Consider the following 16,076-nt stretch of genomic DNA (forward strand, 5'->3'; position numbering starts at 1 on the left):
TCATGAAGCTGCCTTTCCGCCGCCCCCGGAATCAGCCGGAGCGCTCGTCCGCCAACTCCGGAGAGAAAGGGCGTTGGCAGCTGCGCCTGCGCAGTGCGGCCGGTCAGGTGTTCGTGCTGCAGGTGGTGCTGGTGCTGCTGCTGGTCGCGGCCGCGGTGATCGCCCAGGTGGTGCAGGCGCAGCGGGATGGCACAGGCCGGGCCCGGGAGAAGTCGGTCGCGGTGGCCCAGGCGTTCGCGCATGCCCCGGGCGTGGCGGAGGCGATGCAGGGCCCGGATCCGTCGAAGGTGCTCCAGCCACGCGCGGAGGCGGCCCGCAAGGACGCGGGTGTCGACTTCATCGTGCTCATGAACCGGAAGGGGGTCCGGTACACCCAGCCCGACCCGTCACTGATCGGGAAGAAGTTCGTCGGCACGATCGAGTCCTCGCTCCGCGGCCGTACCACCGTGGAGACGGTCACCGGCCCCCTCACGGGCGGGGATACCGATGTCGTCCAGGCGGTGGTGCCCGTGCGGGACTCCGACGGCAGGATCGTCGGCATGGCGTCGGCGGGGCTCGCCATCCGCAACGTCACCGGCATGATCAACCAGCAGCTTCCGATCATCCTCGGCGCCGGCGCCGCCGCGCTCGTGGCCGCCACCGGCGGGACGGCCCTGGTTTCCAGACGGCTGCTGCGTCAGACGCACGGCCTCGGGCCGGCGGAGATGACGCGGATGTACGAGCACCATGACGCGGTCCTGCACGCGGTGCGGGAGGGCGTGCTCATCCTCGGCTCCGACGGGCGTCTGGTACTGGCCAACGACGAGGCGCGCCGCCTGCTGGATCTGCCTGTCGGTACCGAGCGCCGGCACGTGAGCGAGTTGGGTCTGGACGAGCGTATGGCCCAGCTGCTGGCGAGAGGGGAGGCCGTCACCGACGAGGTCCTTCTGTCCGGGGACCGGCTGCTGGCGGTCAACATCCGCCCCACCGCCCCGCACGGCGAGGAGCCGGGCAGCGTGGTAACGCTCCGCGACACCACCGAGCTGTCGGCAGTCTCGGGCCGCGCGCAGGTGGCGCGGGAACGGCTGAAGTTGCTGTACGAGTCGGGGGTGCGGATCGGCACGACGCTGGACGTGGCGCGTACGGCCGCAGAGCTGGCCGACGTGGCGGTGCCCGGATTCGCCGACGTGGCAGCGGTCGACCTGCTGGACGAGGTCGTACGCGGCCAGGAGCCGGCTCCGCAGACCCAGCGCCGGGTGCGGCGGGCAGCGGTCAGCGACAAGCCCGCGGGCCTGCCGCTGTACGAGGTCGGCGAGGCGATCACCTTCCGGCCCGGTTCGCCGCAGGCGCAGGCCCTCGGTGCGGAGCAGGCGGTACTGGAGCCGGACCTGCACCGCGCGGAGGAGTGGGTGCGCCACGACCCGGACCGCGCGCGGCGGACACTGGAGTACGGCGTGCACTCGCTGATCACCGTCCCGCTGCGGGCAAGGGGAGTGGTCCTGGGCATCGCGCACTTCTGGCGCAGCGGCGACTCGCCGGCCTTCGACGAGGACGATGTGTCCTTCTCCGAGGAGCTGGCCGCGCGGGCCGCGGTGGCCATCGACAACGCGCGCCGCTACACCCGCGAGCACGCAATGGCGGTAACCCTGCAACGCAGTCTGCTGCCCCGAGGGCTGCCCGAGCACGCCGCACTGGAGGCGGCCTGGCGGTATGTCCCGGCCGAGGCGGGCGTGGGCGGCGACTGGTTCGATGTCATCCCCCTCTCCGGTACACGTGTCGCCCTCGTCGTCGGCGATGTGGTCGGGCACGGACTGCACGCGGCTGCGACGATGGGCCGGCTGCGCACCGCCGTACACAACTTCTCCGTTCTCGACCTGCAGCCCGACGAGGTGCTCGCCCGCCTGGACGAGCTCGTCGTCCGCATCGACGACGAGGACAGCCGTGCCGGCCTCGCGGGCGGGCGGCAGGCCGAAGGGGTGGCCGGGGCGACGTGTTTGTACGCCATCTACGACCCTGTCACCGGCACCTGCACACTGGCCCGCGCCGGACACCACTGCCCCGCCGTCGTGTACCCGGACGGCACCGTCAGCTATGCGGACGTACCCGCCTCCCCGCCGCTCGGCTTGGGCGGCCACCCCTTCGAGACCGCGGAACTGCGTCTGCCCGAGGGCGCCCACCTCGTCCTGTACACCGACGGTCTGGTCGAGAGCCGGGACCGCGACATCGACACCGGTCTGGAAATCCTCCGCGCGGTACTGGAGGAAACGGCAGGCAGCAGCCCGGATGAAACTGCTCGCGCGGTCGCGGACTCCGTCATGCCCGAACACCCAACCGACGACGTCGCGCTGTTGGTGGCCCGCACCCGACGGCTCGACCCGGCCCAGATCGCCGAGTGGCAAGTGGAGCCGAACCCCGCTGCCGTGGCGCCGGTACGCGCGGAATGCGCCGCGCGGCTGCGCGAGTGGGGCATGGAGGAGATCGGCCACACCACCGAGCTGATCCTCAGTGAGCTGATCACCAACGCCATCCGCTACGGCAGGCCGCCGATCCAGGTCCGGCTCCTGCACGACGACGACAGCCTCATCTGCGAGGTCGCGGACGGCAGCGGAACCTCACCGCACCTACGCCGCGCATCCACCACGGACGAGGGCGGGCGCGGCCTCTTCCTCGTCGCCCAGTTCGCTCAGCACTGGGGCACCCGCTACACCCCGGGCGGCAAGGTCATCTGGACCGAACAGCACCTGCGTGGAGACGCCTCCGGCCGCTCCGCCGAGGAGCTGCCCGCCGACGCGCTGCTGGACCAGTTCGACGACGGGGGCTGGTGAGGTTGTGAAGCGTCGAGCCGTTCGGCCGCGCCGGACGAAGGTGCTAGGGGGTCCGTCGTGCGGATGAACTCCCCTGATTCGGCACGCAGTTGATGCGCTCGGGTGATCATCATTCTTGGCGTCGCGCTTCGCATCCCGCGTAGCTCACCCAGGAGGGAACACTATGCCCATTTCTCGACGAAGCCACCGTCTGCTGTCCGTCTCCGTCGCCGCTGTCGCCCTGGCCGGCATTCTCGGGAGCACGCATGCTTCTGCGGATCCCGGCGACCGTGACGTGATCAACAAGACGAGCGGCAGCCGACTGGCCACCTACACCGACAGCAAGGCCGAGGGCGCCATCGTGATCAGCCTGCGTGACCCGTCTTGGAAGTTCAGCTCGGAAGCCTGGAGGGCCGAAGGACCCGGTTGGGACTCCGGAACCCAGACCTCAACCCGAGTACTGCGAAACGCGGCCGCCGACAAATGTCTCCAGCCGGCCACTGCGAACCCCCAGCGCGGTACACAGCTCGTCATCAAGACGTGCAACGGATCCGACCTGCAGAAGTGGACCCTGCACCCTGCCAAGGCCGACGGGAAGAACTCCGGTTGGTGGATGTGGACTCCGAAGGTCGACAGCAAACTGGCCATGACGCTCAATCGCTACAGCGACGGCTCATGGGACAGCCTCCACCTCGACACTGCCTACCCCAGTGACGACCGACTGTGGCGTATCGCCCCCAACGACCAGCCCTGGAACATCTGACCCCCCTCTTCGGCCACCAGCTCTGACACTGCTCCAGTACGACCGCCGCCCCTCGCCCGCCTTCGACGCTTGCGCGGGGTAGCGGCCGTGGTCCCCGGCGGGCTCGCCGGGGACCACGGGTCGGGGGACGGTCAGCAGGCGCCGCTCGCACAGGCGTCGAGCCAGGCGTTCCAGTCCTGGTCGTAGCGCGTGCCGATGTTCTCCGTCAGGTGCTTGCGCGCCGCGTCCCAGTCACCAGTGCGGTAGGAAGCGAGCACGGTGTCCACGTCGTCCGGGTGCTTCTCGAGCATGTACCGGACGGCGAGGTAGCCCCATTGATAGGTGCGGGCCGTGTTGGTGTTCTCATACGTCGTGTTGAACAGCTCGCTCAGCGGATACGTCTTCTTGCCCGCCTCCTTGATCGCCTCGTCGTAGGGGAGCTCGCGGTACGAGTACGAGATGTACTCCGCGAAGCCCTCGATCCACCACACCGTCGGGGTCGACACCCCGGCCTCGAAGTCGCCGTACATGTTGAAGCGGCCGTCGAGGTAGTGGGTGTACTCGTGATTGAGGTTCCAGATCCGGAACTTGTCGCCGTCCGGCCGCTCGAAGGCGATGAAGCGGGGGAGATTGCCGTCGGCCGACGGGTCGCCCTCCAGGTACATACCGCCGTTGTTGGTGTCGATGCCGTAGATCACTCCGGCGTACGTCTGGTAGTTGACGTCGGAGTCGAAGACCACGACCTCGACCTTCGTGTTCTTGTCGTCCTTCACAGGGCCGTCGTCCTCGGCGACCTTGTGGAAGAACGCGTCCTGGCCGTTGAGGCTCTTGCAGGATTCCTCGAAGTTGCCCGCGTCCATGCCCTGGGCGACCATCGAGATGCTGTCGCTGCACGACTCCTTGTCCTTGAGGACGGCCTCCTTCAGCCGCTCCTTGAGGCCGCAGACGTCGTAGTAGTCGCAGTTGTCCTTGTCGTACTCGTCGGCCATCTCCGCGACGCCGACCCACAGCGGGGCCGTCTTGCCGGTCATCTCGCTCACGCCGAGCAGGTCCTTCATCTGCGGGCGCACCTTCTCGCGCAGCTTGTCGTGCTGCACGAAACGGCCCATCTCGCGGCCGGCGTTGGAGGCGAGGTAGGACTGCTCTCCGCCGAGCAGGTCGAGGTGGTCCTTCGCGAAGGTGTGCAGAGTGTCGAGGACGCTCGGATCGGCCACCACCGCCTCGACGAAGTCCGGTAGCTGATGCCCGCGCCACAGCACCGTATAGACGTTGTTGACCGCGTTGACCATCCACCACTTGTCGTTGTACGAGCTGTCGTAGCCCTCCAGCATCCGCTTGACGACGCCGAGGTAGCGGGCGTTCTCCTCGGAACTGTCGATGAGGGTGACGGCCTCTGACAGCGTCTCGCCGTTGGCGTCGGTCACATCGTGCGAGTGCTCGGAGTCGAAGAACGCGTCCAGACCGCCCTGGATCGCGGACTTCAGCTCGGGCCCGTACTCGCCCACGTCCTGCTCGTGGTTGAACTGCACGTAGTAGCCGGCCCGCAGGAACAGCACGATCTGCGGCATGCCGGTGCTGCCGTCGCCGGGGTAGGCGGCGGAGCCGTCGCGCAGCGCGTTGGCGACCGTGATCATCTGCTCCTCGCGGAACGCGCCCTTGGCGTCCCCGCCCGTAAGGCTGAAGAGCGTGTTGATGCACTCGGTCGTGGACGAGGTGATCTGCTTGACGAGCGCGTCGCCCGTCTGCGCGAAGTCGCCGGGCGAGCAGGCGGCCTTCGCCGTGTCCTGCGCCACGTCCTTCATGGACGGCCGCTTGTGGGACGGTGGGGTCGCCGAATCGTTGTGGCTCCGCTTGAGCGCGTCGTTGGATGCGGGAGTCGGCGCGCGGTCCTCGACCTTGAGCCGTTTGCCGCGTATGTGCTGCGCCTCCGCGGCGGCGTCCGAGGCCCGGGGCCCCGACACCTTGTCGCGGTCGCGCGGTGCGGCCGCCTGGGCTGCCTCGCCGTCGCCGAACTGGCCCGCGCCGACGCCCAGCGAGACCACCAGGGCTCCGGCGCACAGAGCGCGGGTGAGACGTGCGCGTAACGAGCTTCTTCGATCGTTCCGGCTCATCTGGCTCTCCAGTTGTGTGGGGGTGTGCTCATGCGCCCAGTACAATTTCACACATCACATGTCATGCGGAAGGGTCGTGAAGGGGCGGGATTCCGGGAGCAGTTGGCGGGAACACCGGCATACACTCGGGCTGGATCACACCCGAGGAGCCGCTCGCGCATGACCGCAGACCGTTTGCTGAAGCTGCCCGCTGTGCCGGACCGGCTCAGCATCCGCGACCACGTCGCGCACGCCCTCCGCGCCGCGCTGATCGCGGGAGAACTGCGCCCCGGAGCCGTGTACTCCGCACCGCAGCTCGCCGCGCAGTTCGGTGTCTCGGCCACGCCCGTGCGCGAGGCGATGCTCGACCTCACCCGCGAGGGCATGGTCGAGCCCGTACGGAACAAGGGCTTCCGCGTCACCGAACTCTCCGAGCGCGACCTCGCCGAGTACGTCGCGATCCGCGAGCTGATCGAGGTGCCGACGGTGGGGCGGGTCGCCCGGTCCGGCGACCCGGCCCGACTGGAGGAGCTCCGCCCTGTCACCCGCGAGATAGTCGCCGCCGCTCGCGCGGGCGACCTCATCGGCTTCCTGGAGGCGGACCGCCGCTTCCACCTCGCGCTGCTCGAACTCGCGGGAAACCGCCGCCTCGTGGAGGTCGTCGGCGAACTGCGCGGCCACGCCCGGCTCTACGGGCTGGCCGGGCTCGCGAAGAGCGGCCAGCTCATGGAGTCGGCCGAGGAACACGAGGTGCTGCTCGACCTGGTGCTGGCCCGGGACGCGGAGGGAGCCGAGCGGCGGATGCGGACCCACCTCGGCCGTCTGCGCTCCCAGTGGGAGAGCGCCGGCGAGGCCGAGCGCTGAGCCTGCGGTCCCGTCACCATGCCGAGCGTCTCGGTCCTCCGGCTCGGACCAGTCTCGGCGATCCCGCGTCGCCGGGGCGCCAGTGTCGCGGTCGCCGGGGGGCGGCGTCTCGCATCGCAGTTCCCTCTTGTGGTGATCAGCGATGACGGCTGACGCATATCTGGTGATCCGCTGCGACGCGGACAATCCCGCCGAGATCGATGGCCGCCGGCGCTCGTCGGCTTCGGCGGCGGCCCCAGAAGGCGACAACTCTCAGGATGACGCTTCGTAGCAGGCGGCGATCGCGGCGGCGCGGTTGCGCAGTGAGTTGCGCAACCACTGCGGGGCCAGGGCCTCCGCGCTCGTGGCGAGCTGCCACAGCGCCCATTCGGCGTGTCTCGGATCTTGGAAGGTCACCTCCAGCCGCAGCCGGCCGTCCGCGTCGGTTTCTTCCGCAAGGACGGCCAGCGCGGTGCCCACCAGGTCCTCCCGCCGCGCCGGGTCCACCCGTACCAGCACGGTGACTTGGTCGCCACCGGTCCGGAACCGCGTGCTGCGTTCCTGCCAGGCCCGGTCCAGATCGACCCGGTCGGGTCGCTGTGCCGGTTCGTCGAGTTCCTCGGCGGCCAGAATGCGGGACAGCCGGTAGGTGCGGTCCGCGCCGGACCTCGTGGCCAGCAAGTAGCCCTGGTCGCGTACGGTGACCAGGCCGATCGGGTCCACCGTGCGCCATTTCGGCGTCTGGTCCACCGCCGCGTAGTGGATGCGCAGCTTGTGTCCGGCGAACACCGCGCGCCGGACCTCGGCCGCAATGGGGTCAGGTACCTCCTCAGCGACCAGCCGGCGCGAGAGGAGGTCGGTCTCAGGGTCGATGAGCAATCGCTCGGCCACGCCGGCCGCGGTGTCCCGATGGCTTTCGGGTAGCGCGTCGACCACCTTGAGCATGGCCGAAGCGAGCGCCGAGCCGAGGCCGAATGCCTGCGCGCCGCGCCGTGATCCGGCGACCAGCAGGGCAAGGGCCTCGTCGTGGTTCAGTCCAGCGAGCTCGGTCCGGAAACCGGGCAGCAACGCGAAACCGCCGTGCCGGCCGCGTTCGGCGTAGACCGGCACGCCGGCTGCCGACAGCGCCTCGATGTCGCGCAGCACGGTGCGGGTGGAGACCTCCAGCTCGCGGGCCAGCGTGGTCGCCGACAGCCGACCGCGCTGGCGCAGCAGCAGAACCAGTGAGACCAACCGGTCGGCGCGCATACGAAGACCTTAAGGGAATACGCGACAGTTGATGTCGTGATTCGTTGGGAGGCTTACCAGCAGGACAAACACCCATCGCACACGACAGGTGATCCACTTGGCACACTCCATTGTCAATCCGGACGGTTTGCACGACCCGGTCCCGTTCGGCTACAGCCACACCGCCACCGTCCCCGCAGGTACGGAACTGGTGCTTATCTCGGGTCAGTACGGATCGGGCCCGGACGGCGCGGTTGTCTCATCCGACTTCGCCGATCAGGTGAAGCAGACGTTCCACAACATCGGCGTCGCTCTTGCCGCCCATGGGCTCGACCTCAGCCACGTCGTCCAGCTCAGGACGTATGTGGTGAACCATGACGTCAGCAAGCTTGGGCCGATCGCCGGGGCCGTGCAGGAGGGTTGGGGTACGAAGCCGCCCACGCAAACCCTCATCGGTGTCGCGAGCCTGGCTGCGCCTGATGTGCTGTTCGAGGTCGAGGCCCTCGCCGCCAGGCCCTGACTCGTCGCCGCCCGCATCCGGGCTGTTCAACCCGACGCGGGCGTTCTGGCCTCCGTCCTGCTGACCACGCTCGTGTGAGGTCAGGTGGGGATGCAGGGGGACGACGCCCGAGACGTCGTCCCCCTGCTGCTGTGCGGGCACCGGCGACGCGGAGGTGAACACGTCCAGCTCGCGGCGGAGCCGCTGGAGTTCGTCGTCCTTGACGCTTCTTGTCACCTCGAAGACGGCGAACTCCGGGCCGTGATATGCGAGGACCGGCCAAGCACCTACGACCGGTCGTAGGAGGCAGATGAAAGCCCCCGGCCGCAATCCCGCGGCCGGGGGCTCGTTGTCGTGTCAGATCACACCTGCGGCGTCCTGTGGAGCCTGCCCCACAGGACGCCGCAACTTTCTGCCGGACCGGCCGCTCGGAGCTATCCCGCTGCCCCATCGGACGCCGGGATTACACCGAGCTGCTGAAGGAAGCCAAGGAGGTCCTTGTCCGACCACTTTTCGGTGAGCTTGCCATTCTCAAGACGATGAATCACTGTCGCGGTCATCGTGATCGGCTCGCCGGTAGCGGGGATGCCGGGGAGGTCCCTCTCATGCACTCCACGGGCCGTCAGCCGAGTCACGACCTTGTCGCCCTCCGCGATCTGGTCTTCGATCTCGTGGGTGCCGGGTGTAGCGTCCCAGAACAGGCGGAACACCTGTTTGAGTCCCTCCCGTCCAGGCGCGAATCCTGGAAACGGCGGCGGCGAGTGGTCCTTGTAGTCCTCAGCCACAAGCTCGTCCATGGCATCCAGATTGCCCGCGTCGATCTCCTGATAGAAGCGGCGGACCAGCCTCTTGTTCTCCTCGGTGGACACCGGAACCCCTCTGCGCGCTCGCTTCGCACCGCCGGAATGGCATACGACCCGAATCGTCGCCCGTTGGATCCCCCATCCACGCCCACGGCGCGCCAGGCAACCGCGGACATTCACTCAGAACGGCCACAAGATTCGGACCAGACCCGCTACCCACCACCAGCTCACAACGCCCACCCAACGCATCCGACGCGACCGGCATGCGCGAAGGTGACCGCCCGGCATGAGGTCAGGGAGTGGGCTGGCTCGGTCGAGGCGCGACTGGAGGGCATCGAGCGTAGCTACACCCCCACCCTGGAAAAACCGCCCCCGCTCACCTCTGGCAGGTGCCCGGTGACTGATCGCTCGCCCCACGCAAAAACAGTCCCCGGCAGTCGACCTCGACCCATCCGCCTCGGCCGTCACCGAGGTTCCGGATCGACGCGCTCCCGGGGGCCTGAGCCAGAGCCACGTTAAGGGTCTCCTGCCAACAGACGTCTCCGTCAGCGGTGTGGCTCTCCGACTATCTGGCCTATTGCCCAGTTTCCTCCATATATGGCCAGAGTCAAGAGGCTCTGGCCAAGGAAGATGAGAACGAGAAAAGCCCAGGTCACGGCATCCGTGATCTGGGCTTCGTTGGGAGATCATCAGTGATCGTGCTGCCTCATGGCGGCTGACGAGTCCTCGCGCTGTCGGCCCTGGTCAGAGCGCGTATCCCCGTCTTGAATCGAGCCCCGCCGCCGGTGGGCGGCCACTTTCCACACTCACTGCGATCGGGGAAATGCGTGAGGTGACTATGTGCTTGCTCGGGCAGCAATCGGTTGCCGCGTTCCATCCCGTGTTGCTGCGGTGCATGGACGAGTGTCCCGGCTGGCGTGGGACCCGGGCGGGTCGCGCATGCGGGACTGCGCGCAGCCGCGCCGTGCCCGGTTCTTCACCGTCTGGCGACGGCCCCCGACTGTTTGCGAACGTATGCGGGCCCGGAAGCAGCCGATCGTTGTGCAGCAGCCACTGGGATTCCGGATGGCGGCTATCGGGGGACTGGTCCTGGTCTGGTCATCCCGCACCGCCGCGGCGGCACGGACGGCACAGGGCGATGTCCGTCCCTGGCGCTCGCCTCCGGCGAACACCTCACACCTCGTACCGTAAAGCTGACGCGGCGTCAGGGGCGTGGCCGCACACGCGCCTCTGCTCGGCGGCGTTCACGGCGGACAAGGGGCCGCACGCTCTCGTTCGGCACGGTAATCTCCGGCACCGCGACCTTCACGGCCCCGTCCGGCCGGCAGATCGTCGGCTTCGCGGGCCGCGCGGGCACCGAGATCGACAAGCTGGGCGTGCTGTACGCGCCGATCGGCTGGAGCGCGTCTGGCCGACGGTCAGGAGTAGTCGGAGGCATCGCCGTCCGGGGCCAGGCGCATCCAGGGGTGGAGGTACTCAAGGCTCGTCCTGCCGGACGGCAGGGCGGGCGCGAGGGCGCGCAGGACGCGGGCCGGGGCGTCACCGGCGTACTGCTCCAGCCGGGGCGTCGCCCTGAGCAGCAGACGACGGCCGGGGAGTTCGGCGACCTGGTGGAAGGCGCCCGAGGAGCGCAGCGCCCGCGGTCCGCCGACGCGGGCCGCCACCTCCGGCGAGCACACGGTGCCCCATGCGTAACCCCGCAGCGTCCGGTCGCTGTCCGGCACCGTGTCCTCGGGAAAGAGATTCAGCATGCGCTCCAGGGCCGTGCCGAACTCCGGGTCCGCGTCGTCGGTGAGGTGCCCGTACGCGGCGTCCAGCCGGACCGCCCAGGCGGCGAGGAGGTCCAGCCACCGCTGCTGGACCTCCTCGGATTCCCGCCAGGGCACCAGCGCCGCAGGGGCCCAGGCGGCAAAGCGGGTCCATTCGGGGTGGTCGGGCAGGCGCTGGAACTCCAGGGCCACCGCGTGCTCGTGGTCCTCCGGGTGTCCGCGTGCGTCCAGCATGTGCATGAGGAGCATGCACGTGTACGGCGGGGAGGACCCGAGAGCGGACAGGAGCCGCTGCCAGGTACGCCGGGAGTACCGCGACTGCCTCATGTTCGGTCTGTGTGCGGCGCGTTGCACCAGCAGTTGCGCGCACACCCCGTGCGGAGGGCCCCAGGGCGCATCGGGGTTCTCCTCGTCCGGGCCCCGGGCGGCGGGCTCGGCGGCCAGGCCCGCCTCGTACTCAGGGAAGAACTCGGCCCTGGCCTCGGTCAGCCAGGCGCCGGCCGACCGGGCGAAGTCCTCCGTCCGGCCGGTCCGGCAGTTCAGCTCCAGCAACAGCTCACCCGTCACGCGCCCATTGCACCATCCGTCCCCGGCGGACCTCCGGCGGATCAGGAGAACGCGAGGCCGCCGAGCAGGCCGCACACGACGGCGCCGCCCCAGCCGAAGTGCATCGCGCCGACGGTGACCGGGACCACGACGACTCCGGCGCCGACGGCGACGTCACCCCCAGTCCACGCCGAGCGCCTGCGATGCGGGGTCGGGTCGCTGCGGCTGCGGTTGCGGCTGCAGTTGCAGCTTGGGCATCGGGACTGGTAGGCGCGCATGTTGAGGTGTCGCGCATGCGCCGCCGACGAGGCCGGGGATCACTCTGCGTGCTTGCCGCTGTATCGGGTCCTCCGGGAGCGCCTGTTCATCGCTCCGGATCCGAGATGGCGTTGGGCCACACATGACGGCCGGGGCGGCGGCGCAGCAGCGTGGGGGAGCCGGTCAGCCCTGGATGGAGAAGAACAGCGTGTCCATGGTGTGTCCGTACTTGAGAGCGCTCTGCCATTCGTCGTGCTCGACCCGCATCATGTCGATGAGCCTCTTGGCCTCATGGGTAAAGGCGTTGTCCATGCGGTCCAGGACTGCGGCGTAGGCATCGGCGAGTGGCTTGGCCTTGGCCAGCGGCAGACGGCCGATGGCCGGGTACCCGTCCATGGGCGACGGAACGTGGAAGGGGATCTCCTCGGGCGGCCCGGCGAACAGAAAGTCGGGCGGCAGCAGATCGGCGGGGACGCCGAGGCGCCGCAGTTCGTCGCCCATGCGCCCGAAGAACGTGGAGGGCTTGGAGTACACGCCGAAATCGATCGGGTCGGACCCGCTCCAGTCGATGATGTGCTGGAGCGCCGCGTAGTACGCGTTGCCCACGTAATCGCCGTCCGCGTCGGCGTGGCCCGCGAGGAGGTGGTCGAGTGCCTCGGGGATGGTGAGGCCCAGATCGATGCCTTGGCGTTCGAGGCTGAGCTGGTCGGCGTGGGCATCCTTGCGTATGTGATCGCGGAGCATGCGCTGCTGAGTCGCGTCGAGTTCGCCTCCTTGCAGGTAGGACACGACGCGGCTCTGTTCAGCGGTGGTCATCGTGATGATGTGGCTCATGGGCCTCATGGTGGCAGCAGGCGCGAACAACGCGCCGGGCGGGATTGGGAGGGCCTCTCGCGGGTTCTGGGCTCGGCGCGTTCCTCGCGCGTTCGAGGGACGTGGGTCGGAGTCAGCTCAACTACGCGCTACGCGCCAGAATCGCGGCCTTGTCGGTCAGGTCCGGGCTGGGCCCACATTGGGCAGCCGGGTGTCGGCCTCGGCCCTGCTGACGAGACCGTCCCCCCGGTCCGCCCTCACTCTCAGCCCGTGACCCGTTTGGGGAGGGCGGTGCAGTGGCAAGGTGGCGGCCTCGTTCCGGGCCCCGTACACGGAACTGGCGTGCTACGCCCACGTGTTGCTCGGCGACCGGGACGCTGCCCTGGGACGTGGTGGGCGGCGGCCGTTGGAAACTGTGCGAGCTTTCGCCCCGAGGGAGGTTCCCAGCGCGGCGCGGCCTGTCGGCCCACCGATGAAAACAGCGCCTTCAGCTTCATGTGGCACGGCGCCACCGAAGCCCCTGAACGCCCCTCTGAGGCTTTGGTGGCCAGTCTCGTACAGGGGGGATCACCTGGCGGGGAGTTAGGGAGCCTCACGGGCATACAGGGGTGCTGACGCTGCGCGAATGAGTGCATCGGCCGGTATCCTCCTAGTGGCTCAGGCGCGCGGAACGTCTGTGCTTTTCGGCCCGGTGGGGTGTTTCGTCCTGCCTGCGCGCCGCTTCCTCTGTAGTCATCCGACGCTCCCGCCTGCCCGTGCGGGAGTGTGATTTGTCGTGCCAGAAAAGAGAGCACCTGTGACCGATTCCGGCAGCACCGTCACCACCAACGTCCCAGTCCCAGTTCCGAGTACCGGCGCTGAGCCGGGCTCCTACGATGCGGCCGCGATCACCGTCCTGGACGGTCTGGACGCGGTGCGCAAGCGGCCGGGCATGTACATCGGCTCGACCGGTGAGCGGGGCCTGCACCATCTGGTGCAGGAGATCGTCGACAACTCCGTCGACGAGGCTTTGGCGGGGGTAGCCGACCGGATCGACGTGACGGTCCTGGCCGACGGCGGCGTACGCGTGGTGGACAACGGCCGCGGCATCCCCGTCGGGATGCACGCGGTGGAGAAGAAGCCGGCCGTGGAGGTGGTGCTGACCACTTTGCACGCGGGCGGCAAGTTCGGCGGTGGCGGATACGCGGTCTCCGGCGGTCTGCACGGGGTGGGCCTCTCGGTGGTCAACGCCCTGTCCACTCGTCTCTCGGCGGAGATCTGGACCGACGGCTACCGGTGGACCCAGACGTACGAGAACGGAGCACCGACCGCGCCGCTGGCCCGGCACGAGGCCACCACCGCGACGGGAACGTCGCTGACGTTCTGGGCGGACGACGGCATCTTCGAGACCACCGAGTACTCCTTCGAGACGCTTGCCCGCCGGTTTCAGGAGATGGCCTTCCTGAACAAGGGGCTCACTCTCACCCTCACCGACGAGCGAGAGGCCGCGCGGGCGACCATCGCGGCTGATGAGGCCGGCTCCGTCGCCGCGAAGGAGCAGGAGGCGAGAACCGTTGCCTTCCGCTACGACGGTGGGATCACCGACTTCGTGGCTCACCTCAACTCCCGCAAGGGCGAGCCGGTCCACCCCTCGATCATCTCGATCGCCGCCGAGGATGCCGAGCGGCTCCTGTCTGTGGAGGTCGCGCTTCAATGGAGCGGCCAGTTCTCCGACAGTGTCTACTCCTACGCCAACACCATCCACACCCACGAGGGCGGCACCCACGAAGAGGGCTTCCGCACCGCGCTGACCACGGTCGTCAACCGCTACGCGCGCGACCGCAAGCTGCTGCGCGAGAAGGATGACAACCTCACCGGTGAGGACATCCGCGAGGGGCTGACCGCGATCATCTCGGTCAAGCTGGGCGAACCGCAGTTCGAGGGCCAGACCAAAACCAAGCTGGGCAACACCGAGGCCCGCACGTTCGTGCACAAAGTGGCGCACGAGCACCTGACCGACTGGTTCGACCGCAACCCGAACGAGGCCGCGGACATCATCCGCAAGGGCATCCAGGCCGCCACCGCCCGCGTCGCGGCCCGCAAGGCCCGCGACCTGACCCGTCGCAAGGGCCTGTTGGAGACCGCCGCGCTGCCGGGAAAGCTGGCGGACTGCCAGTCCAACGAGTCCGACCAGTGTGAGATCTTCATCGTCGAAGGCGACTCCGCCGGCGGCTCGGCCAAATCCGGCCGCGACCCGCAGTTCCAGGCCATCCTCCCGATCCGGGGAAAGATCCTCAACGTCGAGAAAGCCCGCATCGACAAGATCCTCCACAACCAGGAGGTCCAGGCCCTCATCTCCGCGCTCGGCACCGGAGTCCACGAAGACTTCGACATCACCAAGCTCCGCTACCACAAGATCATTTTGATGGCGGACGCCGACGTCGACGGCCAGCACATCAACACCCTCCTGCTGACCTTCTTCTTCCGCTTCATGCGGCCCCTGATCGAGCACGGCCACGTCTTCCTTTCCTGCCCCCCGCTCTACAAGATCAAATGGGGCAGGGACCACGTCGAGTACGCCTACTCCGACCCTGAGCGCGACCAACTCGTCGCACGGGCGAGGCAGGAAGGCCGCCGCGTCAAGGATGATTCCATCCAGCGGTTCAAGGGCCTTGGCGAGATGAACGCCGAAGAGCTGCGCACCACCACCATGGACATCGACCACCGCGTCCTGGGCCAGGTCACCCTCCAGGACGCAGCCATGGCCGACGACCTGTTCTCCGTGCTGATGGGCGAGGACGTCGAAGCACGACGCTCCTTCATCCAGCGCAACGCCAAGGACGTGCGCTTCCTCGACATCTGACCCGCCCAGCGGCCCGGGCCGCCGCCTGGGCCCGGGCCGCCCATGTCATCACGACCTTTTGCTATGAGGAGAACACCTGCGTGAGCACGACCCCCGTCACCTCGTCCGGCCAGGCCCCCACGGACGGGTCGGAGTACACCGCCCGGCACCTGATGGTCCTGGAAGGGCTGGAGGCTGTCCGCAAGCGGCCGGGCATGTACATCGGCTCGACCGACAGTCGCGGCCTGGTGCACTGCCTTTGGGAGATTATCGACAACTCGGTTGACGAAGCCCTGGGCGGTTACTGCGACCACATCGAGGTGAAACTGCACGCGGACGGGTCGGTCGAGGTCACCGACAACGGCCGCGGCATCCCCGTCGACACCGAACCGCGCACCGGCCTGTCCGGCGTCGAAGTCGCCTACACCCGGCTCCACGCCGGCGGAAAGTTCGGCGGCGGCTCCTATGCGGCCTCCGGCGGTCTGCACGGCGTGGGCGCCTCGGTCGTCAACGCCCTGGCCGCACGCCTGGACCTGGCGGTCGACCGAAACGGCCACACCTACTCCATCAGCTTCCACCGCGGCGCCCCCGGAACCTTCAGCAAACCCGGCCCCGACGCGACATTCACCCCCAGGAGCGGGCTGCGCCGTACCAAGAACAACGCTCCGGACGCCACGGGCACCCGGGTGCGTTATTGGGCGGATCGGCAGATCTTCCTGAAGGACGCCAGGCTCTCTTTGGAGACGTTGCATGCACGTGCCCGTCAGACGGCGTTTCTGGTGCCTGGGCTGACGATTGTCGTGCGGGACGAGCGCGGGCTGGAGGGGGAGGGTGTCGCGGAGGAGACGTTCCGTTTCGACGGTGGTATCAGCGAGTTCTGTG

12 protein-coding genes and 1 pseudogene are annotated in these 16,076 nt (G+C 68.6%); 7 read left to right on the plus strand and 6 right to left on the minus strand.

What is annotated here, in order from left to right; genetic code table 11:
• Positions 1 to 2 precede the first annotated feature (2 nt).
• Positions 3 to 2,804, plus strand: a complete 2,802-nt coding sequence (locus ACTWQF_RS24700; protein ID WP_443281838.1) for a SpoIIE family protein phosphatase — start codon at positions 3 to 5, stop codon at positions 2,802 to 2,804.
• A 163-nt stretch (positions 2,805 to 2,967) separates the two neighbouring features.
• Complete coding sequence (locus ACTWQF_RS24705; RefSeq protein WP_443281839.1) at positions 2,968 to 3,546, plus strand: RICIN domain-containing protein; 579 nt, start codon at positions 2,968 to 2,970, stop codon at positions 3,544 to 3,546.
• 131 nt (positions 3,547 to 3,677) lie between these two features.
• On the opposite strand, the gene ACTWQF_RS24710 is transcribed toward ACTWQF_RS24705, so the two are convergent.
• Positions 3,678 to 5,636 carry a collagenase gene (locus ACTWQF_RS24710; RefSeq protein ID WP_443281840.1) on the minus strand — a complete coding sequence of 653 codons (1,959 nt, stop codon included), beginning with the start codon at positions 5,634 to 5,636 and terminating at the stop codon, positions 3,678 to 3,680.
• 159 nt (positions 5,637 to 5,795) lie between these two features.
• On the opposite strand from ACTWQF_RS24710, the gene ACTWQF_RS24715 reads away from it, so the two are divergent.
• Complete coding sequence (locus tag ACTWQF_RS24715) at positions 5,796 to 6,479, plus strand: GntR family transcriptional regulator (RefSeq protein ID WP_443281841.1); 684 nt, start codon at positions 5,796 to 5,798, stop codon at positions 6,477 to 6,479.
• Between the two features lie 252 nt (positions 6,480 to 6,731).
• Here ACTWQF_RS24715 and ACTWQF_RS24720 read toward each other — a convergent pair whose 3' ends face one another.
• Positions 6,732 to 7,706: a helix-turn-helix transcriptional regulator gene (locus ACTWQF_RS24720; RefSeq protein ID WP_443281842.1), complete on the minus strand. Its 975-nt coding sequence runs from the start codon at positions 7,704 to 7,706 to the stop codon at positions 6,732 to 6,734.
• A gap of 97 nt (positions 7,707 to 7,803) precedes the next feature.
• Between ACTWQF_RS24720 and ACTWQF_RS24725 the strand changes: the two genes are divergently transcribed.
• On the plus strand, positions 7,804 to 8,205 hold the full coding sequence (locus tag ACTWQF_RS24725; RefSeq protein WP_443281843.1) for a RidA family protein: 402 nt from the start codon (positions 7,804 to 7,806) through the stop codon (positions 8,203 to 8,205).
• A gap of 413 nt (positions 8,206 to 8,618) precedes the next feature.
• Here ACTWQF_RS24725 and ACTWQF_RS24730 read toward each other — a convergent pair whose 3' ends face one another.
• Entirely contained in the window at positions 8,619 to 9,053 is a 435-nt protein-coding gene (locus tag ACTWQF_RS24730; protein ID WP_443281844.1) for an ester cyclase, read from the minus strand.
• 851 nt (positions 9,054 to 9,904) lie between these two features.
• On the opposite strand from ACTWQF_RS24730, the pseudogene ACTWQF_RS24735 reads away from it, so the two are divergent.
• Positions 9,905 to 10,354 (plus strand): annotated as a pseudogene (locus ACTWQF_RS24735) (jacalin-like lectin); the annotation flags it as partial.
• A 51-nt stretch (positions 10,355 to 10,405) separates the two neighbouring features.
• Here the strand turns inward: ACTWQF_RS24735 and ACTWQF_RS24740 are convergent.
• The 3 genes from ACTWQF_RS24740 to ACTWQF_RS24750 all read right to left on the minus strand — a co-directional run bounded on the left by ACTWQF_RS24740 (position 10,406) and on the right by ACTWQF_RS24750 (position 12,394).
• Positions 10,406 to 11,323, minus strand: coding sequence for a hypothetical protein (locus ACTWQF_RS24740; protein ID WP_443281845.1), 918 nt, complete (start codon positions 11,321 to 11,323; stop codon positions 10,406 to 10,408).
• Between the two features lie 41 nt (positions 11,324 to 11,364).
• Positions 11,365 to 11,580 (minus strand): hypothetical protein, encoded by a 216-nt coding sequence (locus tag ACTWQF_RS24745; protein WP_443281846.1) that lies wholly within the window; start codon positions 11,578 to 11,580, stop codon positions 11,365 to 11,367.
• Between the two features lie 163 nt (positions 11,581 to 11,743).
• Positions 11,744 to 12,394: a DUF7691 family protein gene (locus ACTWQF_RS24750; protein ID WP_443281847.1), complete on the minus strand. Its 651-nt coding sequence runs from the start codon at positions 12,392 to 12,394 to the stop codon at positions 11,744 to 11,746.
• A 775-nt stretch (positions 12,395 to 13,169) separates the two neighbouring features.
• On the opposite strand from ACTWQF_RS24750, the gene gyrB reads away from it, so the two are divergent.
• Positions 13,170 to 15,215 (plus strand): DNA topoisomerase (ATP-hydrolyzing) subunit B, encoded by a 2,046-nt coding sequence (gene gyrB / locus ACTWQF_RS24755; RefSeq protein ID WP_443281848.1) that lies wholly within the window; start codon positions 13,170 to 13,172, stop codon positions 15,213 to 15,215.
• Positions 15,216 to 15,295: 80 nt separating this feature from the next.
• The coding region (locus tag ACTWQF_RS24760) for an ATP-binding protein (RefSeq protein ID WP_443281849.1) at positions 15,296 to 16,076 on the plus strand (781 nt) is incomplete at its 3' end.

Source organism: Streptomyces sp. 8N114 (assembly GCF_052245835.1).
Taxonomy (GTDB): domain Bacteria; phylum Actinomycetota; class Actinomycetes; order Streptomycetales; family Streptomycetaceae; genus Streptomyces.